This is a genomic window from Brevibacterium aurantiacum (assembly GCF_007558825.1).
GTDB lineage: Bacteria > Actinomycetota > Actinomycetes > Actinomycetales > Brevibacteriaceae > Brevibacterium > Brevibacterium aurantiacum_A.
Map to the genome: position 1 here is coordinate 68,456 of NZ_VLTK01000013.1, position 21,356 is coordinate 89,811.

Here is a 21,356-nt window from a genome sequence, read left to right on the forward strand (position 1 = left end):
TCATCAACAGACAGTTCATCAACAGAAGGTAGGCGAAGATGCCACAGCTGCTCGAAGTCTGGAATGACACCGTCGACTCGAAACATCTCGTCGGCAGCATTGCCATCGGAATCGGGGTGGCGGTACCGGCATTCCTCATTTCCGACCACTTCTTCACGACCACCGGCGATCCGGAACTGGGGCATTCCTATGCCCTCCTGATCGGGATCGTGGGCTGCATCATCGGTGCCGTGATCTCCGGAATACTGTTCAAGCCCAAGCGAGTGATCACCGAATCAGAGGCTGACACGCGCAACAGGCAGGAAGTCATCGACGAAGTCGTCGAAGAGTACGGAGACCTGGGTGACCCCAGCGATCTCAAACCGGCAGTGCAGGAGGAGATCCGAGCGCTCGGGCTCTTCGACGCCCTGGTCGAGAATCATGAGAACCGAGCGAAGGGTGCACAGCTGTGAGCGCGGACCTCATCGAACCGATCCTGTGGGCAATCGGCATGGCCCTGCTGGCTGCAGTGCTCTTCACCGGAATCGGCCTCATCTCAGGCACCGACGAGACAGCGATCGTCGCACCCCTGGCACTGCTCGTCATCCTCATCGGTGTGCCGCCGGCCGGTGTCATCGCCTTCTTCCTCTCAGCGATCATCGCCAAGCACATCTCTCACGCCGTGCCCACGACACTGCTGGGGATACCCGGCGACACCACTGCAGTGCCGATGCTGCGCGAGGCACAGCTGCTGCGTTCTCTCGGAGTGCCCCATATCGCCCTGCAGAAGGCCATATCGGGTGGCGTCATCTCGGTGATCATCGCGATTCCGCTGTCGATTCTCTTCGCCCTGGTCCTCACTCCGTTCGCTGAGGCCATCGGTGCCGCAGCACCGTGGATCTTCATCGCGGCGGCCATACTCGTCGCGTATACCTCGAAGGGAAAGCTGGCGGCAGTTCTCGCTCTGATCCCCTTCGTCCTCATCATCGTCGGGCTGCAGGCGTTCATCCTCGAACAGAAGGAAGCGACGTTCACGACCTCCTTCTTCCTGGGCATGGCGACCGGCCCGCTCATCTACGATCTGTTCTCTGCCCTGTCCCCCGCAGGCCGTCGATCGATGACGCAGACAGGCAAGCGGGAATTCGATCTTGCTCCCGACGTCCGGCCCGCCGGTGGCCCAAAGCTGCCGAACCCATTCACGGTCCTGGACCGGCAGCAGTTGGCCTACACCAGCGGTTCGGCCGTCATCACCAGCGCAACCTTCGTCTTCTCACCCGTCGCCATGGCGGTGCTCATGGGTGAGATCGCCGGCAGCCGGATCAAGAACGGCTTCCATCGGCTGACAACGGTCGTGTCGGTGAGGAACGGAACCACCGAGTCGACCTATATCGCCGAGACCCTGATCCCGCTGATCGCCATCGGGCTTCCGCTCTCACCCATGGCCGCGGGCCCGGCCGCGCCCCTCTTCAACGCACCGCCTGTCTACACTCTTGATGCCAAGACGGGTGAGACGAACAACCTGCATGACCTGCTGTCGACCGGTGAGTTCGCGCTCTTCTCGATCATCGCCGCGGTCATCGCCGTTGCAGTCGCCTATCCGTTCGTGATGAGAAACGCCCACCGGGCTGCTACCTGGGTGATGAAATCAGTCTCCCACGAGGCGATCATCGCAGGCTTCGCCGCGCTCATCTGTGTCATCTGCCTATACGAAGGCGGGCTGCTCGCACTCGGTGTGACCATCACCGTGGGACTGGTCGGCGGCCTGTTCAATCGCATGATCGGCATGCACGCCGGCGTCCAGTTCATGGGCTACTACGTCGCCGTCCTCACCGTTCCGGCGGTCTTGGCGCTGTGACGCGCAAGGTCCGGAAACGTCACAGAAATTCATAGTCTAGTAATCCGATGGACTTAGTGGGTATTGTTGGCATCGATCGAATTGCTCAACAATCTTCGGCATGCTGAAAGGTCCCCACCATGCGCCAACTCATCGTCCTCGGGCTCGTCGGGCTCCTTGCCCAACTCATCGACGGCTCCCTCGGCATGGCCTATGGGGTGACGTCGACGACCCTGCTGCTCGCCGCCGGGATCGCCCCGGCAACCGCCTCGGCGGCGGTGCACTTCTCCGAGATCGGCACCTCGCTGGTCTCCGGGATCTCGCACCACAAGTTCGGCAATGTCGACTGGAAGACGGTCTCGATCCTCGCGGTACCCGGCTTCATCGGAGCCTTCGCCGGCGCCACGTTCCTCGCCGGCCTCAGCGGTGACGCGGCCACTCCGTGGATCTCGGGCATTCTGCTGCTCCTCGGCGTCTATGTGATCTGGCGATTCCTCGCCCTCGGCGGCCGCCGCCCCACCTTCAAGGGACGTCCGGGCCCGAAGCTCCTCGTCCCCGTCGGTCTCATCGGCGGTGCACTCGACTCCATCGGCGGAGGCGGCTGGGGGCCAGTCGGAACCACAACGCTCCTGTCGTCTGGCCGGCTCGAGCCGCGCAAGGTCGTCGGCTCGATCGACACCAGCGAATTCGTCGTCGCTGTCGGCGGCTCGCTCGGGTTCCTGTTTGCCCTCGGCTCCTCGGGCATCGAGTGGTCCATCGCAGCCGCCCTTCTGATCGGTGGAATCATCGCCGCCCCCTTCGCCGCCTGGCTGGTCAAGATCCTGCCTGCTCGGATCCTCGCCATCGCGGCAGGTGGAATCATCATCCTCACCAACGCACGCACCATCGCGCTGGCGCTCGGCGCTTCGACCGCCACCGTCTCGACAATCCTCATGGTGCTCGCTGCCGTCTGGGTCGCCCTCATCGTTCAGGCCGTAGGGAACGAGCGCAGGGCTCGGCGCGCAGAAGCCGCCCAGGCAGCCGAGGTCGAGGTCGGCGCGGCCAGCTGAAGCTGAACCCGCTGTTACTATGACGGCATGCGGGTCACCACGAAATCCGACTATGCGCTTCGCGCCCTGATCGAGATCGCCAACGTCAGCGACGGTGGCCCCATCAGCGCCGACGAACTGGGAAAGCGACAGGGCATCCCCAAGGGATTCCTCCAGGCTATCCTCGCCGACCTGCGCAGAGTCGAGATCGTGGCCTCCGTCCGCGGCAAGTCCGGGGGCTGGAAACTGACGAAGCCGGCGAGCGCCACCACCATCGCCGACGTCATCCGAGCCGTCGACGGCCCCCTGGTCTCGATCTACGGGCAGCGCCCGGAAGCCGTCGAGTACGACGATGCCGCCGAGTCACTTCAGCAGGTGTGGATCGCGGCCAGGTTCGCCCTGCGCGATGTCCTCGAACAGGTGACCATCGAGGCACTGGCCTCGAAGTCCCTTCCCGCCGAGGTGACCGAGAGGGTCGCGATCGAAGACGCCTGGCAGCCGCACTGAGCAGGCAAAACCGCAAAACGATCGTCACCGCCACTGCGCAGTGACGACCCCGACGTCGGCGACCACCTCGGCGATGGCGGCATTGTGGGCGGCGACGATCGGGTCATGCCGCGAGACCTTCTTACTCGACTCCGCCGTACGGGCACGGGACACGAGGAGCACGTCGCGGCGGCAGGCGTCCATCGGCATCGGGATGATCTCGACCGTCGGGTCCTCCGGCACCGAGGAATCAGGGATCACCGCGACCGCCAGCCCAGCGGCGATCATGCGGATGATCGCCGCATAGTCATCCATCCTCATTCCCACCCGGGGCTCGAACCCGGCAGCGATGCAGAACGACCTGACCACCTCGTCGATGGCGTCACCGGGATCGATGCTGAACGCCCAAGTCTGGAACACGAGTGAGGTGAGGTCGGGCATGCCGTGGGCGTCAAGGGCGATCGGGCCCACGGACTTCGGCACGCAGAGGAAGAGCTGCTCCGAATACAGGTGCCTCGCGGTCAGGGTCGAGGGAATCCAGGTTCTGTCGATGTCGGTGGAGACGAGCAGCGCCAGATCAAGGTCACCGGATTCCAGCCTGGCGACGAGCTTCGCATGCTCATCCATGGTCACATCGAGGGCAGCAGTGGTCGTCATATCCGCGGGCGCGGGAAGAACAGCGGCCATCTCATCAGGGGTCTGCCAGCGCGCACGCTTCTGCAGCTGGTTGTGCAGCTTTGGGATCACCCGGGCGCCGACCGTGGGGACGGCCCCGATGCGAACAGGGACTGCCTGATCTTCACGCCATAGAGCCACCTCGGCGCCGAGGCGATCGCACAGCCCCAGGATCTCGATGGCACGGGAGACGACGAGGCTGCCGACCACTGTGGGCTGGGATCCCCGAGGGCTCTTCTCGATCAAGGTCGACCCCAGAGCCTTCTCCAGATTGCGCAGGTGATGATTGACCGTCGGCTGGCTCCACCCCAGCGCGGCTGCCGCCGCTGCGACCGAGCCGGCCTCGGCGATCGCGCGCAGGGCCATGAGTCCACGGGTATCCAGGGTTTCCATTATCCTCTTACCTCGAGATCAATAGTGTGTATTCATCAGTTTAGGGAACTTGGTATTCTCCCGCCAAGGGCCCGTTGCCTAACCTGGAATCATGACCGTGCACCAAGACTCCCCCATGACATCCGCTTCAGATCATTCGGCATTCCCAGGAACCGCGAAGTCCTACGCGCCCTATGCCGATGCGCTGCAGGCGGCGGCCAAGCGTGACTCGCTGTTCCTGTCCACTCCCGGACACGGCGGCACCACCACGGGAATCTCCGCAGGTCAGGCCGAGTTCTTCGGCGAGCACACCCTCTCCCTGGACATCCCCCCGCTCTTCGACGGCATCGACCTTGGCGTCGACACCCCGAAGGACGAAGCACTGCATCTGGCAGCCGAGGCCTGGGGCGCACGGCGCACATGGTTCCTCACCAACGGCTCCTCGCAGGGCAATCGCATGGCAGCACTGGCGATCGGCACACTGGGCACGGGCGTCGTCACCCAGCGCAGCGCCCATTCGAGCTTCATCGACGGCATCGTGCTGGCCGGACTCAACCCCGGCTTCGTCTCTCCCAACGTCGATGAGGTCAACGGCATCGCCCACGGAGTCACCCCAGACTCGCTGCGCCATGCCATCACGGCCCATCCCGAGAAAGTCTCTGCCGTCTACCTGGTGACCCCCAGCTACTTCGGTGCGGTCGCCGACGTCAGCGCACTGGCTGAGGTTGCCCACGAAGCCGGCGCCGCCCTCATCATCGACGCCGCATGGGGCGCCCACTTCGGCTTCCATCCGGACCTGCCGGAATCTCCGGTCGCGCTGGGCGCCGACATCGTCATCATGAGCACCCACAAGCTCGCCGGCTCATTCACACAATCAGCCCTGCTCCACCTCGGCGACACCGAGTTCGCAGACAGACTCGAACCGGCCTTGGCCCGTGCCTTCATGATGACAGCCTCGACAAGCGAGAACGCCCACCTGATGGCATCGATCGACATCGCCCGCCGCGATCTCGTGAATTCCCACGATGCGATTGCCGATTCGCTGGACAATATCCGCCAGATCCGTGCCCGAATCGAGGGCTCAGAGCATTATCACCTGCTCTCCGGGGACTTCATGAACCATGCCGATGTCGTCGACATCGATCCTTTCCGACTGCCCATCGACATCACCTCGACGGGACTTGAAGGCCATGCCGTGCGCAAACGCCTGACCGAGGAATTCGACATCTTCGCCGAGATGGCGACGGCCACGACCATCGTCGCACTCATCGGCATCGGCAAGTCCCCCGACCTCAGCCGACTCTTCGACGCTCTGGATCGGATGCGCCTCGAACACGACAATGACAGGCCCGCAGAAACCGTGGCGGCTTCGGCCGGGATCCCGGCGCTGCCGAGCCCCGGAAAGCTGGTTGCCCTGCCGCGTGATGCGTACTTCGCGGATTCCGAGCTCGTCCCCGCCGCCGAGGCTGTCGGCCGAACCAGCGTCAGCTCGCTGGCCGCGTACCCACCCGGAATCCCGAATGTCCTGCCCGGTGAGGAGATCACCGCGGAGACCGTCGAGTTCCTGCAGGCCGTGGCTGCGAGCCCGTCGGGACACGTCCGCGGCGGAGTCGATCCGAAACTGAGCACGTTCCGGGTACTCAAGGACTGACTTCCAGTCTGACGCTTCTCCATTGCCGTCAGCCGGTCCATTGCCGTCAGATTGTCGATTGCCGTCAGCCGGTCCATTGCCTCGAAGCGGCCTGTTGCCTCTGGTCGGATCCGTTCATCGCCCCCATGAGACTGGTTGATTGTTCAAATAGCGATACTGAATGCAAAAAGCCGTCTTGTCGGCTACAGTCGCCGCTGAGGATAGATTCCACACAGATTGCTCTTCCCTTATTCTCACCGCTGGACCAGACGCAGTCTGCACTGACGAGCCGCAGACTGCATGACGCTACCGAAGGATTCAGGACCGGATGGACGCGCACGCACATCAGCCAGGGGAAGAACTCGCCGATTTCACGGAGAGCGAGCTCCTCTCGCTCATCGAGGCCGGAACCGCCGGTGCCTATTCCGAGATCTACCGCCGCTACCGCGATGACGCCGTAGCACGAGCATCATCGTCCCTGCCCGATGCGACGGCAAGACAGGTCACAGATGATGCTTTCCTCAGTGTGCTCAGGTCCCTGCTCAACAGGTCCTCCGACACGGCCGAGGGTCTGCGCTCGATGGTGGACGCCGAGATCGATGCACATCTCGCGAACCTGACGTCCACAGATCAGACGTCAGCGAGTGGTTCGGACACAGCAGCTCCAGAGGCTGCCCTTGTCTCACAGGCACTGTCGAACCTGCCCGACAACTGGCAGCGGATCCTGTGGTTGCGCGAAGTCGAACGGCTCTCACCCGAGGCCGTTGCCGAGCAGCTGAATATCAAAGCATCGACAGTCGACAGGCTGGCCGGTCGCGCACGTCAGGGCCTGCAGGACGAATGGCAGCAGGTCCGCCGGGCAGACAGCACAGCAACCGCCGATCACCGCGCCGCGCTCATTCCTGCGCTTCTGACCTCGCCGATCGTCATCGAGCGCCTCTCGGCCACCCTGGCACAGGCAATTCCAGAACCAACTCCCGCTGTTGCCGAAATGATTGCAGTCGAAGAGCCAGCTGGTACGCAGCCCGACGCTGAAACCACGGTGGCCGAGGGCACAGACGTCGCAGGCGGAAGCGCCGGCTCCATTGACGAAGACACTGCCACTGCCGTCCTGCCCGTTCCCGTCCCGGCAGGCACGGGCATCGACAGCGCACCGGCACTCAAACCTGCCGCAGGGGCCGAAGCCAACTCGGCGACAGAGTCGGCGGCCGAGGCAGATTCTGCACCCGAAGTCATCCCTGCGGCAGCCGGTTCCTCCGCGGCCGATGAGTCTGCCGTGGATTCAGATGCATCCGCTGAAACTGCGAACGCAACCGCTGACGCTGCGGGCATTTCTGCTGATGCCGCGGGTGCAGCCGCAGACGACACAAATACCGTCGAACCCGTATCGCTCGCCGCGTTCGGCGCACAGTCAGCAGCCGCTGAGACCTCGACCCTGACGCCTGCAGCAACTCGGTTCAGCATGCCGAAACCCGTTCTGATCCCTGTGGTCGCCGCGTGCGTCGGGCTCCTGGGAACGCTTGTCGGTGTGGCCATCGTGCCGCAGCAAACTGAGCAGACGGGGGTTCAATCCGGCAACGCAGGCACTGCAGTCTCACCAGAAGACTCCTCCTCGAAGGAAAATTCCTCTTCGAAGAAGGACGACAAGAACAGCAGCTCCCAGTCTCCGGATGACACGAACTCGGACAAGCAAAACCAAGAGTCGGGATCCGAGACATCGAAGGCATCTGACTCCGACAGGGACGAGGATGAGCAGTCATCCCGGACCCCAGGACACGATGACAGCCGGTCGGACGACAGTCCATCGACCGAAGACAACCCCGGCGACACAGGCGACAGCAACGATCAACCGTCGGCAGAAGAACCAGACGAACCAAGCCCGTCGGATTCTGACAAGCCGGCCCCAGAGTCACCGTCAGAACCGACACCACCACCCTCCGACGACCCCGAAACACCGTCGGACCCACCGCCATCAGATGAGCCGACTGAGGAGCCAAGCGAGGAACCTTCAGAAGAGCCGTCAGAAGAGCCATCTGAGGAGCCAAGCGAGGAACCTTCTGATGAGTCGCCTGAGGAGCCGTCCTCACCAGGCTCCGAAAACCCCACCCCCTGATCCGACACCGCACGGCACCTCGAACTGAGCACGGCCTCTTCGTCGAACTGAGCGCCGCACACTGGGGCACTCCCCATTCCGATCGCACATCCACCTGAGCTGACTGCGCCTCGAATTGCAGCGACTGCCGACGCAGGCCCGATTCGCACGCCCGATTCGCACGCCGGATACCCCGCTGCCGTAACCTGCCTCCAATAACCACAGGTTCACCTGAGGTAAATACCCCGGTCGCCGTCACCAGACCCACAGAATACTTACCCGAGGGACAACTCATCGTGATCTGTCTCACTAAAGTTGTTGACAGGAGTGACTAATCGAGTAAAGATGTTCAGCATTGTCGAAAGCGATCGCCCCGCAACTCTCGAGTTCTTTGGGTGTCAGAAAATCGAATTGCATCTGAAACGAGGAACCACTGATGTCAGAAGGCCAAGCAAACCCGATTCTGGATGGGACGAAGCTGCCCCGCAGGGAGCGGAAAGCTCTCAAGAAGAAGCGCTTAGAGGCCGACCACTGCATCGTGATCGAGAAGAAATCCATTCGCACCGCAATCGGCGGCACCACGGTCGGCAACTTCATGGAATGGTTCGACTTCGGCGTCTACGGATACCTGGCCGTCACCATGACCACGGTCTTCACAGAAGGCATGGACAGGCAGATGGGTCTGCTCGTCACCCTGTTCGGCTTCGCGGTCTCCTTCCTCGTCCGTCCACTCGGCGGCATGGTCCTCGGCCCACTGGGTGACAAGATCGGGCGCCAGAAGGTCCTCTTCTTCACCATGGCCACCATGGCCACTGCCACTGCGCTCATCGGCGTCCTGCCCACCGCGGCCCAGATCGGCCTGTGGGTGATCATCCCTCTTTACCTGCTCAAGATGATCCAGGGATTCTCCACCGGCGGCGAATACGCCGGCGCGACCACCTACGTGTCCGAGTTCGCCCCGGACAAGTCGCGTGGATTCTGGGCTTCCTGGCTCGACGTCGGCTCCTACCTCGGCTTCGCTGCCGGTGCAGGCACCGTCGCCATCACCACCGTCATCTCAACGAGCATCGCAGGTGAGACCGCCATGGTCGACGGCGGCTGGAGGATCCCGTTCCTCATCGCAATCCCACTCGGCGCCGTCGCCATCTGGTTCCGACTGAAGATCCCCGAGACGCCCAGCTTCGAAGCCTCCGTGGCCGAGGGCCTCGATGTGAAGGTCAAGGACGACAAATACGCTCGCCACGGCCTCATCGGCGTCGTCCGTCATTTCTGGAAAGAGATCCTCATCGGCATCGCCATCGTCGCCGGATCGCAGACGGTGGGCTACGCCCTCACCAGCTTCATGCCGACCTACCTTGAGGAGACGGTCAAGGTCTCGAACGTCCAAGCGGCAGTAGCCACCATTCCGGTGCTCGTCGTCATGTCACTGTGCCTGCCGCTGATCGGGCGCCTGTCCGACAAGATCGGCCGTAAGCGGGTCTTCCTCATTGCCGCGGGAATGACGATCGTACTGATGGTCCCGGCATTCGCGGTCATGCAGATCGGCCAGATGTGGGCCGTCATCGTCGCGCTGTTCATGGTCGCTGTGCCGGCCGGCTTCTACATCGCCTGCCTCGCATCGACGCTGCCGGCCCTGTTCCCGACGGCGTCGCGCTATGGCGCCATGGGTCTGACCTTCAACATCGGAGTCTCCCTGTTCGGCGGCACGACGCCGCTGTTCAGCCAGGCTCTCATCGATCTCACCGGGAACTCGTACATGCCGGCGTTCTACATCATGTTCTTCTCGGTCATCGCCTTCGCAGCGGTGCTCCTGATGAAGGAATCGGCGCACAGGCCGCTGCTCGGATCATTCCCGACTGTGGAAACTCACGAGGAGGCCGTTGAACTCGCGGCCGGCCAGGATGACAACCCGGATCTCGATCCGGACACCATGCCGATCCCGGTGGTGAAGGTATGATCCCGGTGGTGAAGGTATGATCCCGGATCGCGAAGGTGTGTTCCCGGTCATCTGCAGGCCCGACCGACTGCCCTGACCGACCAGCCTGACCAACAGCTCAGACCATCGCCGAGGCGGTCGTCCCCTGACCGGGGTCGGCCGCTTCGCCGTCTGTATCGCTTGGCCGGTGTTCGTCCGCGGCTAATCATCTGTCTCCATTCGACCGCTGTCTCGCTCGGACTAGAGGTCCTCGGCCCGCCTGAAGTAGAAGAGGTTGTCAATGACCAGGGCCCGAGCCTCGGCGCAGCGGCCGGCCTCGATGAGCCCGACGAGGTCGACGATCTGCTGTGCCGATTCGGCATCGACGATGGCGGCGATCGGATGAGCCGCGAAGACACGCGACTGGTCGCGCAGCCGCAGACTGATGTCGGCCGCCCGGCGACCCAGACCGTGTTCGAGCAGATGCTCGTGAAAGAGACGATCGGCAGTCATGAAGCCGATCGTGTCTTCCTCAAGCGCCGCTGCCAGCGCCGCCTCGGCGTGCCGGCGAAGATCGCCGAGCGCGGACGCACTCGCTGCCGGATCCTCGCCGGCCCGGGCACACAGGGCTTCGACCGCGGGCCCCGCGAGCAGGGCCCTGATGCCGATGATCTCCTCCAAGTCCTCTCGCGTGACCGGCACTAGGCGGAAGCCGCGGTTCGGCACGGCCTCCACTGTCCCTTCGGCAACGAGAGACATCATGGCCTCTCGGACGGGGCTCAGGGACATACCCAGCTGCTTGGCCAATCCCGCGGCCGAATAGATCGTGTCCTCGGCGAGATCCCCGGTCGTGATCGCATGGCGGATGACGACGAGTGCGTGCTCCCTCAGCGTCGGGACCGTCTCGGGACGAGCCGGGATCGATGTGTGAGTGCCCGATGCGTGACTGCCCGCCGCCGGGCGCTTCGCTTCAGGTGCTCCGGATTCGCTGGTGACCAAGATTCTCCTTCGATGACTATTGACAGCATAACCACGACGGCCCACGATTGAGTGAAGTAATCGGTTATCGACTACTCTCATGTCGATCACGTCGGGATGAGCTCGTCGACACCTCGGTGTGGTTCCTGCGAAGTGACCACTGTCGTTCCTGCGAAGAAGGAGGAACCATGTCCCACGATCCTCTGCTCCAGCCCTTCACCTTGGGCCCGGTGCAGCTCAAGAACCGCATCGTCTCCACCGCGCATGAGCCGGCCTATACCGAGCTCGGCATGCCCAAGGACCGCTACCGTCTCTACCACCGAGAAAAGGCCCGCGGCGGGGTGGGACTGACGATGACGGCCGGCTCGGCCATCGTGTCCAAGGACTCCCCCGCCGCCTTCGGCAATGTCGACCTCTCCACCGACGAGGTGATTCCCTGGTTGTCCGCCATCGCCGATGACTGCCACGCCGAGGGGGCCGCAGTGATGATCCAGCTGACCCACCTCGGCCCGCGCAACTCGAACTTCACCGCCGACTGGCTGCCGCTGATCTCCTCGAGCCGCCACCGCGAACCCACCCACCGGTCTTTCACCAAGGCCATGGAGGACTTCGACATCGAGCGGGTGGTCGAGGACTTCGCCGCCGCGACGGCGCGGGTCAAGGCGGCAGGATTCGACGGGTTGGAATTCCTCCACACCGGCCACCTCGTCGACTACTTCTTCGCCTCCCGCTTCAATGAGCGCGAGGATGAGTACAACGGTGACCTCGCGGCCCGGATGCGCTTCTCGCTCCAGATCATCGACGCGATGCGCGGCGCTTCGGAGGGACTCGCCCTCGGCGTGCGCATGTCAGTCCTCGAACAGATCGAGGACGGCATCACCGAAGAAGCCTCCATTGCGGTGCTCAAGGAGTATGCCGCCCATGGCGTCGACTTCCTCAACCTCAACGTCGGAAGCATCAGCTCCGACAAAGAACTCGCGGAAGCGATCCCGGGCATGGGCACCCCCTCGGCACCCTGGCTCGAGACCTGCCGTCGCATCCGCGAAGCGATCGACATCCCCGTTCTCCACGCCGCTCGGATCGCGGATGCACCCACGGCCCGGTTTGCGATCGAGGACGACTGCGTCGACCTCGTGGGCATGACCCGGGCCCAGCTTGCCGACCCCTATCTGGTGAAGAAGATCGAGGAGAAGCGGGAGGATGACATCCGCCCGTGCGTGGGGGCGAACATGTGCCTCGACAGCATCTACACCTCAGGTGCTGCGACGTGCATCCACAATCCCGCCAGCGGGCGCGAAGCCGATCTGCCACAGGAGATCACCCGCGACGTCGAGTCCGGCCCCAAGCACGTCGTCATCGTCGGCGCCGGTCCCGCCGGCCTCGAAGCCGCACGCGTGGCTGCAGTGCGCGGGCATCGGGTCACCCTGCTGGAAGCCGACTCTGCGGTGGGCGGTCAGGTGAAGATCGCCGCTCGCTCCCAGCGCCGCCGTGACCTCATCGGCATCATCGACTGGCGTGAGCAGCAGTGCCGCAAGCACGGCGTCGACATCCGCGTGGATACCTTCGCCGAGGCGGACGAGATCCTCGCGCTCTCACCCGATGTCGTCATCGTCGCCACCGGAGGCGTCCCCGATGCCGGCTACCCCTTCCGCGAGGAGGGACCATCATTCGATGTCTGGGACGTCATGGATGACAACCTGCGCAATAAGTCCCGTGTCCTCGTCTTCGACGACCATGGCTTCTATCCGGCCCTCGACGCCGTCGAACACCTGGCCCGCAACGGTCAGGAAGTGACCTACGTCAGCCCCGAACGCACCATCGGCGTGGACGTCGGATCGATGAATTCCCCCGCTTATCTGCAGGTGTTCTCCGAATTCGGAGTCACGGTCCACCTCGGCGAGCGACTCGCGGCGAAGCCGACGATCAACGGCAAGCTGATCACCGCACGACTGCGCAATGACTACTCGGGCATCGAGACCGAGCTCGAGACCGACGCCGTGGTCGTCGATTTCGGAACCACACCCAACGATGATGTCTACTTCGATCTCAAACCGCATTCGAGCAATCACGGTGAGATCGACATCGATTCCTGGATCCACGGTCGCACCCAGCCGGATCGCGAAAGCGGAGCGATCCCACCCTCCACAGCAGGAGCTGCCTCCGCAGGCACCGCCGAGGCGAGCGCCCCCTTCGCGCTCTATCGGATCGGTGATGCCGTCGCCTCCCGTAATGTCCACGCCGCCGTACTCGAGGGCCTGCGCGTGGGAATGGGCCTCTAGGCAGATGAGCGGACAGGCCACGATCACCACGATCGACTATCACACCGGAGGGGAGCCTTTCCGGATCGTCGCCGATCCCCCTGTGGAGATCCCGGGTTCCACTGTGGCAGAGAAGCGAATGAACGCGATCGGCAGCGAGGCGATCGACGGACTGCGCCGACTGCTGGTCTTCGAGCCGCGTGGGCATGCCGATATGTACGGCGGATTCGTCACTGCCCCCGATGACGACGGTGCCGACTTCGGAGTCCTGTTCTGGCACAAGGACGGATTCTCCACTGCCTGCGGCCACGGGACGATCGCTTTGGGAACATGGGCAGTCGAATCCGGATTGGTGAGCGCTGCTGAATCGGGGGCCACCGATGTCGTCATCGACGTCCCGTCGGGCCGTGTCACCGCCACCGTCCACACCGGCCCCGACGGCGAAGTCACCTCGGTCGACTTCATCAACGTCGCCAGTCGAGTCATCGCATCCGACATCGAAATCGATATCAGCTGCGATGACGAGCCGCCGAAGACCACGATGGACGGAGGAGAGCCCAGCTCCGGTCGACAATCGATCAGCGTCGATCTCGCATGGGGAGGCGCGCTCTATGCCTGCCTGGACGCGGACCGAATCGGCCTCACCGTCGTGCCGGAGAATCTCAACGAACTCATCAGCCTCGGACGTCGGGTGAAGACGGCGTTGGCCGACCATCCGCTGTCACAGCATCGCAGCGACAGCAGACTGAACGGGGTCTACGGCACCATCATCGTCAATCGCCTCGGCCTAGGGTCAGGTGGTGAGCTCCACCAGCGGAACGTGACCGTCTTCGCCGACGGCCAGGTCGACCGCTCTCCTTGCGGGTCCGGGACGGCGGCGCGAATCGGCATTCTCCACGCCAGCGGCGAACTGGCAGCCGGCCAGACGCTGCTTCACGAGTCGATCATCGGCACTCGATTCCGAGCAAGTGTCCTCGACGAGGTGAAGGACGGCATCATCCCGATCATCGAGGCGAGCGCGCACAAGGTCTCCACCTGCACGTTCGTCGTCGATCCCCGCGATGAGCTGGTTCCGGGCTTCGTTCTGCGCTGAAAGAGCCCGACCCTCTGCTGTCGGAATAACAGCGACACTGCGCGTATGAACCTCTCGGCAAGCCCATCTGCCAGTAAAGTTCTTTCGGCGGAGTATTGTGAGCTGCGTCATATAAAGGTAGATTGAACATACCTTTACGCATCGATGGAGAGAGCGAACGTGGGCAAATACATCGCCAGGCGCATATTTCTCATGGTTCCCATCGTCCTCGGCGTTGCCACACTCTCGTTCGTACTCATGCAGCTCGCTCCCGGCGATCCTGCCGCTGCCTACCTCGGTGACAAAGCCACCCCGGAGGCGGTTGCCCAGCTGCGGCACGCATGGGGACTCGATCAGCCGTTCCTCATTCAGTACGTCCAGTTCCTCGGCGGACTGGTCATCGGCGATTTCGGCCCGTCATTCATCTTCCAGACCTCCGTGCTCGAGCTGCTCAAGCTGCGCATGCCTGCGACTCTGATGCTCATGCTGGTCTCGGTCATCTTCGCCGTCGCCATCTCCATCCCGATCTCGCTGTGGGTGGCAGCGACCAAGAGCCCAACCTCGGCGATCGTGTCCCGAATCTTCACCGCCACGGTCCAGGGGATGCCCGCATTCTTCGTCGGCACCCTGTTGATCTTGGTTCTCGGAGTGAATACGGGACTGTTCCCTGTCGGCGGATATGGGCGCAACCTCGGCGAGCATCTCTATTCTCTGGTGCTGCCTGGGATCGCGGTCGCACTCACAATCTGTCCCGTCCTCATCCGCAGCCTGACCGCGGCGCTCAACGACTCGTTGTCGGCCGAGTACACGAACTTCGCGATGTCCAAGGGCCTGAGCCGGTCGAAGACGGTGACGAACTATGCGTTCCGCAATGCCGGAATCACGGGGATCTCGATTCTCGGCATCCAGGTCGGGCATCTCGTCGGCGGTGCTCTCATCGTTGAGAACGTGTTCGCGATTCCGGGCGCCGGTTCGCTGCTCATGCAGTCGGTGCTGGCCCGTGACTACAACGTCGTCCAGGCACTGACCGTCGTCTTCGGCGTGCTCGTCGTCCTCGTCTATCTGCTCACCGACATCATCTACAGCGTCGTCGATCCGCGCGTACGGCTGGGAGGCTGAGCATGTCCGTCGAACCTCTTGCGTCCCAGACCTCGCCCCAGGCCCGCTTCACGTTGCCGCTGCCGGCGTTCCTGCGGCGGCACAATCTGCAGCTGTGGATCGGCCTGGCCATCATGGGCATCATCGTCGCGATCCTGGCGATCGGGCCGCTGTTCGTCACTGCCGATCCGAATCGGCAGGACCTCCTCAACGCCTTCGGCCCGTCCTCTCTCGCCCACCCTATGGGCACGGATCAGCTGGGTCGCGACATTCTCTCCCGCTTCCTCAACGGCGGACGAGTCGATCTCATGGTCGCCGTCATCGCCGTCATCGTGCCGTTCATCCTGGGCACCGCACTGGGAGCCTTGGCGGGATATTTCGGCAGGTGGGTCGACGTCGTCATCATGCGCCTGGCCGATATCGTCTCGGCCTTCCCCTTCTACGTCCTCGTCATCGTGCTCGTGTTCGTCATGGGCAACGGCATGGCCAGCATCTTCGTCGCCATCAGCCTCGTGTCCTGGGTCGCCTACGCCCGCATCGTCCGCGGTGAGGTCCTTGTGCTGCGTGAGGAGGAGTTCATCTCCGCCTGTCGCGCCAGCGGACTCTCGACTCCGCGCATTCTCGCCCGACATGTCGTCCCGAACACCGTCAGCCAGGGAATCATCTACGCCATGTCTGACATCGTCCTCAACATCGGCGTCGTCGTCACCCTCAGCTTCTTCGGCATGGGCATCGTCCCGCCGACAGCAGACTGGGGCCAGATGATGAATGACGGCCAACAGTACATGGGCACCGGCAACTACGGACTCATCCTCTGGCCCGGCTTCGCCGTCGTCCTCGTATCCCTGGCGTTGGCGCTCATCGGTGACGGCCTGACCAACATCCTGAAGCCGAAGAGGTGAACCATATGAGTCCCGAATCCGCGACGCCCCAGCCCAGTCAGTCCCAGCCCGGGCAGGCCCAGCCACTGCTCGAGGTCGACTCGCTCACCGTCGACATCGACGGGGAGGTCGGCAAACACCGGATCCTCGACGATGTCTCGATCACCCTTGAGCCCGGAGAGCCGATGGGCCTCGTCGGCGAATCGGGGTCAGGGAAGTCGATGACCCTGCGTACGATTCTCGGAATGCTGCCGCCGGCGGCCACTGTCGTCGACGGGGAAGTCAGATTCCGGGGGAGGAACATCCTGACCTCGGGCAGCGGCCGACGCTACGACCAGAAGGTGCGCGGCACCGGAATCTCGATGGTGTTCCAGGAGCCGGCGATCGCGCTCAATCCCGTGATGAAGGTCGGACGCCAGATCACCGATGCCATCGCCGAGCGCAAGGGCCTGTCGAAGCGTGCGTCTCATGACCTCGCGATCGAGCTCATGGACCGAGTCGGGATTGCGAACCCGGAAAGTCGTGTCTCGGACTACCCGTTCCAACTCTCCGGGGGCATGCGACAGCGCGTGATGATCGCGGCCGCTCTCGCGCAGGAGCCGGAGATACTCCTCTGCGACGAACCCACGACCGCATTAGATGTCACGATCCAGGCTCAGGTGCTCGATCTGTTTCGCACGATGCAGCAGGAGAAGGGTCTGGGTCTGCTCTACGTCACCCATGATCTCGCCGTCGTCGCGCAGCTGTGCACGAGCATCAGCGTGATGAAGAGCGGAAAGATCATCGAGCACGGGAATCTGCAGAGAATCTTCGACGAGCCGCAGGAGGACTACACACGCAGACTCCTGTCAGCGACTCCTCGTATCGACGATGGAGTACAGCTGGAGAGGGCGACATGACCACACGACTGCTGGCACAGGGCGACGACGACTCCCGCCCAGGCACAGGTTCCCGGCCGGTCTCACCTTCGGGTTCCGGGCCGGCCTCACCTTCGGGCGCCGGGCTCAGAGCCGAGAACATCACCGTGACCTTCGGCCGGGGCGAGCGAGCATTCACCGCCGTCGATGACGTGAGCATCGACGTCGCCCCGGGTGAGATCGTCGGCCTGGTCGGAGAGTCAGGCTCCGGAAAGTCCACGGTCTCCCGCGTCATCTGCGGTCTGCAGCGCGATTATTCGGGCACAGTCTCCTTCAACGGCCAGGAGCTCGAGTCGAAACGCAGCGCGAAGCAGTGGCGGGTCGTCCAGATGGTGTTCCAGGATCCCTTCGCCTCCCTTGATCCCCGGTACACGGTGCGCAGCACCCTGTCCGAGGTGATCAGGCACCATAAGCTCGCCTCGGGAGCAGCCCTGAAGCGCAGGTGCGCCGAACTCATGGACATGGTGCGCCTGCCGGTCGAATTCCTCGACCGGACTCCCACCGCCATGTCCGGCGGTCAGCGCCAACGCGTGGCCATCGCCCGAGCACTCGCGGTCCAGCCCGAGGTGATCGTGGCCGACGAGGCGGTGTCCGCCCTTGATGTCAGCGTGCAGGCAGAGATCATCGCTCTCTTCGCTCGGCTGCGTGAAGAGCTGGGACTGTCGATCCTCTTCATCTCCCATGACCTGGCGGTGGTGAAGAGCCTGTGCGAACGTGTCTGCGTCATCCACAACGGAGTCCTCGTCGAGAGCAGTTCGACAGCCGAGATCTTCCACAACCCTCGTGAGGACTACACGAAGACCCTGCTCCACGCCATCCCCCGGTTCGACAGTGCCTTCCTCGATCGGAGTCCGAAACGGCGAACCACCTCGGCGAGCGAAGGAGGCCGGTGATGTTCGGCAGGCGCACGTCCAGATTCCTCGCCGTCGTCGCCACGTCGCTGCTGATCCTCACCGGCTGCGGATCGGGCAATGAGGAGGCGCCTGCCAACGGGGGCGACCTCATCTTCGCTCGCGGCAAGGACGCCACCACCCTGCTGCCGCCGACCACGACGCAGAATGCCGATATCTGGACTCTGCAGCAGGTGTACGAGACGCTGACGCTGAACAAACCCGATGGGACCGGAGTCGTTCCGGGTCTCGCGACGGACTGGAAGGAGTCGAAGGACAAGCTCTCGTGGACGTTCGATCTGCGTGAGAACGTGACGTTCCACAGCGGCAAGGAGCTCACGGCCGATGACGTCGTCTTCTCACTCAACTACGCGCGGGACGCAAGCGACGACGCCAATCTCTGGGCCGGGGAATTCGCCCTCATCGACGACGTCAAGAAGGTCGACGACTCCACGGTCAAGATCGAGCTGTCCAAACCATGGGGACCGCTGCCCAGCTATATGGCGCTGTTCGCCGCTGCGATCTACCCGAAGGACTTCGGCGGTCACGATGCCGAATACATGGCGACTCATGCCGACGGCACGGGACCCTTCAAGGTCGATTCCTGGTCGAAGGGGCAGAGCCTCAAGCTCGTGCGCAACGACGACTACTGGGAAGAGGGTGTGCCGAATCTGCACTCGGTGACGTTCAATGTGGTCTCCGAGGACAACACCCGAAGACTCCAGCTCCAGGGCGGTCAGGCCCACATCGATGAGGAGCCTGCCCCCTTGAGCATGAGCACCATGGACCGGTCACAGGATGTCTCGGCCACCGCCTTCGAATCGACGAAGATCCTCTACTTCAATCTCAACAACACCGTCAAGGGTCTCGACGACCCGAAGGTGCGCCGGGCGATGTCCTATGCGGTCGACCGGAAGTCCGTCGTCGATGTCGTCTATGCCGGCTACGCGGATCCGGCAAGCTCCTTCATCTCCCCTGGTCTGACGGGCCACGCCGAGGGCATCACCGGCGGCGAGTACACCATGGACGAGGCCAAGAAGCTCATGGCCGAATCCGACCACGCGGAAGGGCTGGAGATCACCATCCAGATCCCTTCCGGCGTGGCCGACCGCGAACTGCTGGCACAGATCGCCCAGCAGTCCTGGCAGGACCTCGGGATCACGGTCCATGTGCAGAAACTCGACGATGCGACCCTGGTGACCAACCGCACCAACGGCGACTTCGAAGTCCAGGTCGGTTATGCCACCTCCGACGTCTCCGACACCTCGCAGATGATCAACTTCCTCGCAGTCACCGACGACTCCGGCATCCGCTCCGGTTACGGCGATCCCGACGTCGAGAAGTGGTCGACGCAGGCTCTGGCCGAACCCGATCCGGACAAGCAGAACGAGCTCTACGCGAAGATCCAGCAGAAGGTCGCCGACGACGCCCCGATCATCCCGGTCGCCTACCAGAAAGCGCTGTACGGAATCAGCAGCGACGTCGTCGACTTCAAACCCTATGTGCTGGGAACCTACGGGCTGCGGGAGACCAAGCTCACGCAGTAGATCTCGCAACCGCGGGCTGAGAACTCAGTGCTCGAGGATGATCTTTCCGGTCGTCGCCCGGGATTCGAGTGCTGTGAAGGCCTCGGCCACTTCGGCGATGGAATAGCGGGCGCCGATGCTCACCTTGAGGTCTCCGCTGCGGATCCACGCGAAGATCTCATCTGTACGGCCGCGGATCTCATCTGCGGTGCGGACGTGGTCGGCGACGGTGGGGCGGGTGAGGAAGAGCGAGCCCGAGGTGTTGAGCGTGTTGACGTCGACCGGTTCGACCGGGCCGCTGGCGTTGCCGACGACGACGATCGTGCCCCGGGTGCGCACGGCCTTGAGATCATCGTCGAAGGTGGTCTTGCCGACGCCGTCATAGATGACGGTGGCGCCGATACCGTCGGTGACCTCCAGGGTCTTATCGGCGAAGTCCTCGTAGCCGAAGACATGGCTCGCTCCGTTCGCTCGGGCGATCTCGGCCTTCTCCTCTGAAGAGGTCGTGCCGATCACCGTCGCGCCCTTGAGCACGGCGACCTGAGTGAGCAGCTGGCCGAGACCCCCGGCCGCCGCGTGGACCACAACGACGTCGCCCGAGGTCACTGGATGCGTGTCCGTGGTCAGGTAATGTGCGGTGATGCCCTGCATGAGAGCAGCCACTCCGGTCTCATCGTCGATGTCATCGGGGATCGGAACCGCTTTGGCCGCCTGGACGAGGGCGAACTGCGAGAAGCTTCCCTGCCCACCAGCCATCCAGCCCACGCGCGTTCCGACCTCGAAACCCGTGACACCGTCGCCGGTGGACACGACCCGACCGACCCCTTCGACTCCGGCTCGAAAGGGCGTGGGCAGAGCCGCACGGCGCTGGACGACATCGAGGAAGTTGACCCCCGAGACACTCAGTTCGACGAGGATCTGGCCCTCGGCGGGTACCAGTTCCTCGTTGTCCACCTGCGCGTAAGCCTCTGGACCACCATGCTGCTCAACCTTGATGAATGTCATCTTCGCCCCCTTGAAGTCGATGTCTGGGTCTACTCGCGGAGCTTTCGTCCGCATACATATCCGGACTATAGTCCGTATATGAGCGAGCATACCGGAACGCAGTCCGCTTTTGGAAGAGCCCTTCTTCCCATGGCGACTCCAGAGCAGCCGCTGCGCGCCGACGCACAGCGGAATCGACGTCGAATCCTCGACTCTGCCACGCAGCTCCTGGCTGATGAGGGCGTCGGTGGACTGACCATGGACGAGCTGGCGAAGCGGGCTCAGGTCGGCAAGGGCACGCTGTACCGGAATTTCACCGACAAAGCGGGAATCGCCTCGGCGCTGCTCGACGATCGCGTCCGAGACATGCACTCGCGGATGCTGCAGGGGCCACCTCCGCTGGGGCCGGGCGCACCGGGCGACGAGCGCCTGGCAGCCTTCACCGAGGCTTATATGAGACATATCTCGGGCAACCTCGACCTCGTCCTCCTCACCGAGGCATCAAGCCCCCGGGGACGCTTCGACAGAGTGGGCTACCCTTTCTGGCGTCGACACGTCGAAATCCTCGTCGCCGAGGTGCGCAGAGAAGACCACGCCGAGGATGCACGACTGCACGCCGAGGCGGTCATGTCCGTACTCTCGGCCGCTCAGTTGGAGCAGTGGATTCGCATTGAGGGTCACGACCTCGACGAGCTCATTCCCCGAGTGCAGATGATCGTCGTTGGCATCGCCGTCGGCTGA

Annotated in this window: 18 protein-coding genes; 15 read left to right on the forward strand and 3 right to left on the reverse strand. The window is 63.5% G+C overall.

All coding sequences use genetic code 11. From position 1 onward, the window contains the following. Nucleotides 1-38: 38 nt before the first annotated feature. The 4 genes from FO013_RS18325 (at nt 39) to FO013_RS18340 (ending at nt 3,348) form a co-directional block, all read left to right on the forward strand. Nucleotides 39-452, forward strand: a complete 414-nt coding sequence (locus FO013_RS18325; RefSeq protein WP_143924000.1) for a hypothetical protein — start codon at nt 39-41, stop codon at nt 450-452. Next, nucleotides 449-1,834 carry a tripartite tricarboxylate transporter permease gene (locus FO013_RS18330; RefSeq protein ID WP_143924001.1) on the forward strand — a complete coding sequence of 462 codons (1,386 nt, stop codon included), beginning with the start codon at nt 449-451 and terminating at the stop codon, nt 1,832-1,834. Before FO013_RS18325 ends, FO013_RS18330 begins: the two co-directional genes overlap by 4 nt. Before the next feature lie 119 nt (nt 1,835-1,953). Continuing rightward, on the forward strand, nt 1,954-2,862 hold the full coding sequence (locus FO013_RS18335) for a sulfite exporter TauE/SafE family protein (protein WP_143924002.1): 909 nt from the start codon (nt 1,954-1,956) through the stop codon (nt 2,860-2,862). A gap of 27 nt (nt 2,863-2,889) precedes the next feature. Further along, on the forward strand, nt 2,890-3,348 hold the full coding sequence (locus FO013_RS18340) for an RrF2 family transcriptional regulator (RefSeq protein ID WP_143924003.1): 459 nt from the start codon (nt 2,890-2,892) through the stop codon (nt 3,346-3,348). Between the two features lie 24 nt (nt 3,349-3,372). Here FO013_RS18340 and FO013_RS18345 read toward each other — a convergent pair whose 3' ends face one another. After that, nucleotides 3,373-4,395 (reverse strand): LysR family transcriptional regulator, encoded by a 1,023-nt coding sequence (locus tag FO013_RS18345; RefSeq protein ID WP_143924004.1) that lies wholly within the window; start codon nt 4,393-4,395, stop codon nt 3,373-3,375. 91 nt (nt 4,396-4,486) lie between these two features. On the opposite strand from FO013_RS18345, the gene FO013_RS18350 reads away from it, so the two are divergent. The 3 genes from FO013_RS18350 (at nt 4,487) to FO013_RS18360 (ending at nt 10,053) form a co-directional block, all read left to right on the forward strand. Beyond that, complete coding sequence (locus FO013_RS18350; RefSeq protein WP_260848257.1) at nt 4,487-6,025, forward strand: aminotransferase class I/II-fold pyridoxal phosphate-dependent enzyme; 1,539 nt, start codon at nt 4,487-4,489, stop codon at nt 6,023-6,025. Between the two features lie 307 nt (nt 6,026-6,332). Further along, nucleotides 6,333-8,117, forward strand: coding sequence for a sigma factor-like helix-turn-helix DNA-binding protein (locus FO013_RS18355; protein WP_143924005.1), 1,785 nt, complete (start codon nt 6,333-6,335; stop codon nt 8,115-8,117). 415 nt (nt 8,118-8,532) lie between these two features. Further along, nucleotides 8,533-10,053 carry an MFS transporter gene (locus FO013_RS18360; protein ID WP_143924006.1) on the forward strand — a complete coding sequence of 507 codons (1,521 nt, stop codon included), beginning with the start codon at nt 8,533-8,535 and terminating at the stop codon, nt 10,051-10,053. Nucleotides 10,054-10,272: 219 nt separating this feature from the next. On the opposite strand, the gene FO013_RS18365 is transcribed toward FO013_RS18360, so the two are convergent. Beyond that, nucleotides 10,273-11,010 (reverse strand): GntR family transcriptional regulator, encoded by a 738-nt coding sequence (locus FO013_RS18365; protein WP_260848258.1) that lies wholly within the window; start codon nt 11,008-11,010, stop codon nt 10,273-10,275. Nucleotides 11,011-11,177: 167 nt separating this feature from the next. On the opposite strand from FO013_RS18365, the gene FO013_RS18370 reads away from it, so the two are divergent. The 7 genes from FO013_RS18370 to FO013_RS18400 all read left to right on the forward strand — a co-directional run bounded on the left by FO013_RS18370 (nt 11,178) and on the right by FO013_RS18400 (nt 19,652). Beyond that, nucleotides 11,178-13,268 carry an oxidoreductase gene (locus tag FO013_RS18370; RefSeq protein ID WP_143924008.1) on the forward strand — a complete coding sequence of 697 codons (2,091 nt, stop codon included), beginning with the start codon at nt 11,178-11,180 and terminating at the stop codon, nt 13,266-13,268. Nucleotides 13,269-13,272: 4 nt separating this feature from the next. Beyond that, entirely contained in the window at nt 13,273-14,340 is a 1,068-nt protein-coding gene (locus FO013_RS18375; RefSeq protein ID WP_143924009.1) for a proline racemase family protein, read from the forward strand. A 159-nt stretch (nt 14,341-14,499) separates the two neighbouring features. Beyond that, complete coding sequence (locus FO013_RS18380; protein WP_186293195.1) at nt 14,500-15,438, forward strand: ABC transporter permease; 939 nt, start codon at nt 14,500-14,502, stop codon at nt 15,436-15,438. 2 nt (nt 15,439-15,440) lie between these two features. Beyond that, nucleotides 15,441-16,319 carry an ABC transporter permease gene (locus FO013_RS18385; RefSeq protein ID WP_143924011.1) on the forward strand — a complete coding sequence of 293 codons (879 nt, stop codon included), beginning with the start codon at nt 15,441-15,443 and terminating at the stop codon, nt 16,317-16,319. Nucleotides 16,320-16,324: 5 nt separating this feature from the next. Continuing rightward, nucleotides 16,325-17,197, forward strand: a complete 873-nt coding sequence (locus FO013_RS18390) for an ABC transporter ATP-binding protein (RefSeq protein ID WP_143924012.1) — start codon at nt 16,325-16,327, stop codon at nt 17,195-17,197. Beyond that, a complete protein-coding gene (locus tag FO013_RS18395; protein WP_143924013.1) occupies nt 17,194-18,108 on the forward strand; it encodes an ABC transporter ATP-binding protein in 915 nt (304 codons plus the stop codon). Before FO013_RS18390 ends, FO013_RS18395 begins: the two co-directional genes overlap by 4 nt. Next, a complete protein-coding gene (locus FO013_RS18400; protein WP_143924014.1) occupies nt 18,108-19,652 on the forward strand; it encodes an ABC transporter substrate-binding protein in 1,545 nt (514 codons plus the stop codon). Before FO013_RS18395 ends, FO013_RS18400 begins: the two co-directional genes overlap by 1 nt. A gap of 24 nt (nt 19,653-19,676) precedes the next feature. Here the strand turns inward: FO013_RS18400 and FO013_RS18405 are convergent, their stop codons facing one another. Further along, nucleotides 19,677-20,636: a quinone oxidoreductase family protein gene (locus tag FO013_RS18405; RefSeq protein WP_143924015.1), complete on the reverse strand. Its 960-nt coding sequence runs from the start codon at nt 20,634-20,636 to the stop codon at nt 19,677-19,679. A 78-nt stretch (nt 20,637-20,714) separates the two neighbouring features. On the opposite strand from FO013_RS18405, the gene FO013_RS18410 reads away from it, so the two are divergent. After that, a complete protein-coding gene (locus FO013_RS18410) occupies nt 20,715-21,356 on the forward strand; it encodes a TetR/AcrR family transcriptional regulator (RefSeq protein ID WP_186293196.1) in 642 nt (213 codons plus the stop codon).

Excerpts from the sequence above, each read along its gene's own strand:
- FO013_RS18325 (WP_143924000.1), top strand. The coding sequence starts at position 39 with ATGCCACAGCTGCTCGAAGTCTGGAATGACACCGTCGACTCGAAACAT.
- FO013_RS18335 (WP_143924002.1), top strand. The coding sequence starts at position 1,954 with ATGCGCCAACTCATCGTCCTCGGGCTCGTCGGGCTCCTTGCCCAACTC.
- FO013_RS18340 (WP_143924003.1), top strand. The coding sequence starts at position 2,890 with ATGCGGGTCACCACGAAATCCGACTATGCGCTTCGCGCCCTGATCGAG.
- FO013_RS18345 (WP_143924004.1), bottom strand. The coding sequence starts at position 4,395 with ATGGAAACCCTGGATACCCGTGGACTCATGGCCCTGCGCGCGATCGCC.
- FO013_RS18350 (WP_260848257.1), top strand. The coding sequence starts at position 4,487 with ATGACCGTGCACCAAGACTCCCCCATGACATCCGCTTCAGATCATTCG.
- FO013_RS18355 (WP_143924005.1), top strand. The coding sequence starts at position 6,333 with ATGGACGCGCACGCACATCAGCCAGGGGAAGAACTCGCCGATTTCACG.
- FO013_RS18360 (WP_143924006.1), top strand. The coding sequence starts at position 8,533 with ATGTCAGAAGGCCAAGCAAACCCGATTCTGGATGGGACGAAGCTGCCC.
- FO013_RS18370 (WP_143924008.1), top strand. The coding sequence starts at position 11,178 with ATGTCCCACGATCCTCTGCTCCAGCCCTTCACCTTGGGCCCGGTGCAG.
- FO013_RS18375 (WP_143924009.1), top strand. The coding sequence starts at position 13,273 with ATGAGCGGACAGGCCACGATCACCACGATCGACTATCACACCGGAGGG.
- FO013_RS18385 (WP_143924011.1), top strand. The coding sequence starts at position 15,441 with ATGTCCGTCGAACCTCTTGCGTCCCAGACCTCGCCCCAGGCCCGCTTC.
- FO013_RS18390 (WP_143924012.1), top strand. The coding sequence starts at position 16,325 with ATGAGTCCCGAATCCGCGACGCCCCAGCCCAGTCAGTCCCAGCCCGGG.
- FO013_RS18395 (WP_143924013.1), top strand. The coding sequence starts at position 17,194 with ATGACCACACGACTGCTGGCACAGGGCGACGACGACTCCCGCCCAGGC.
- FO013_RS18400 (WP_143924014.1), top strand. The coding sequence starts at position 18,108 with ATGTTCGGCAGGCGCACGTCCAGATTCCTCGCCGTCGTCGCCACGTCG.
- FO013_RS18405 (WP_143924015.1), bottom strand. The coding sequence starts at position 20,636 with ATGACATTCATCAAGGTTGAGCAGCATGGTGGTCCAGAGGCTTACGCG.
- FO013_RS18410 (WP_186293196.1), top strand. The coding sequence starts at position 20,715 with ATGAGCGAGCATACCGGAACGCAGTCCGCTTTTGGAAGAGCCCTTCTT.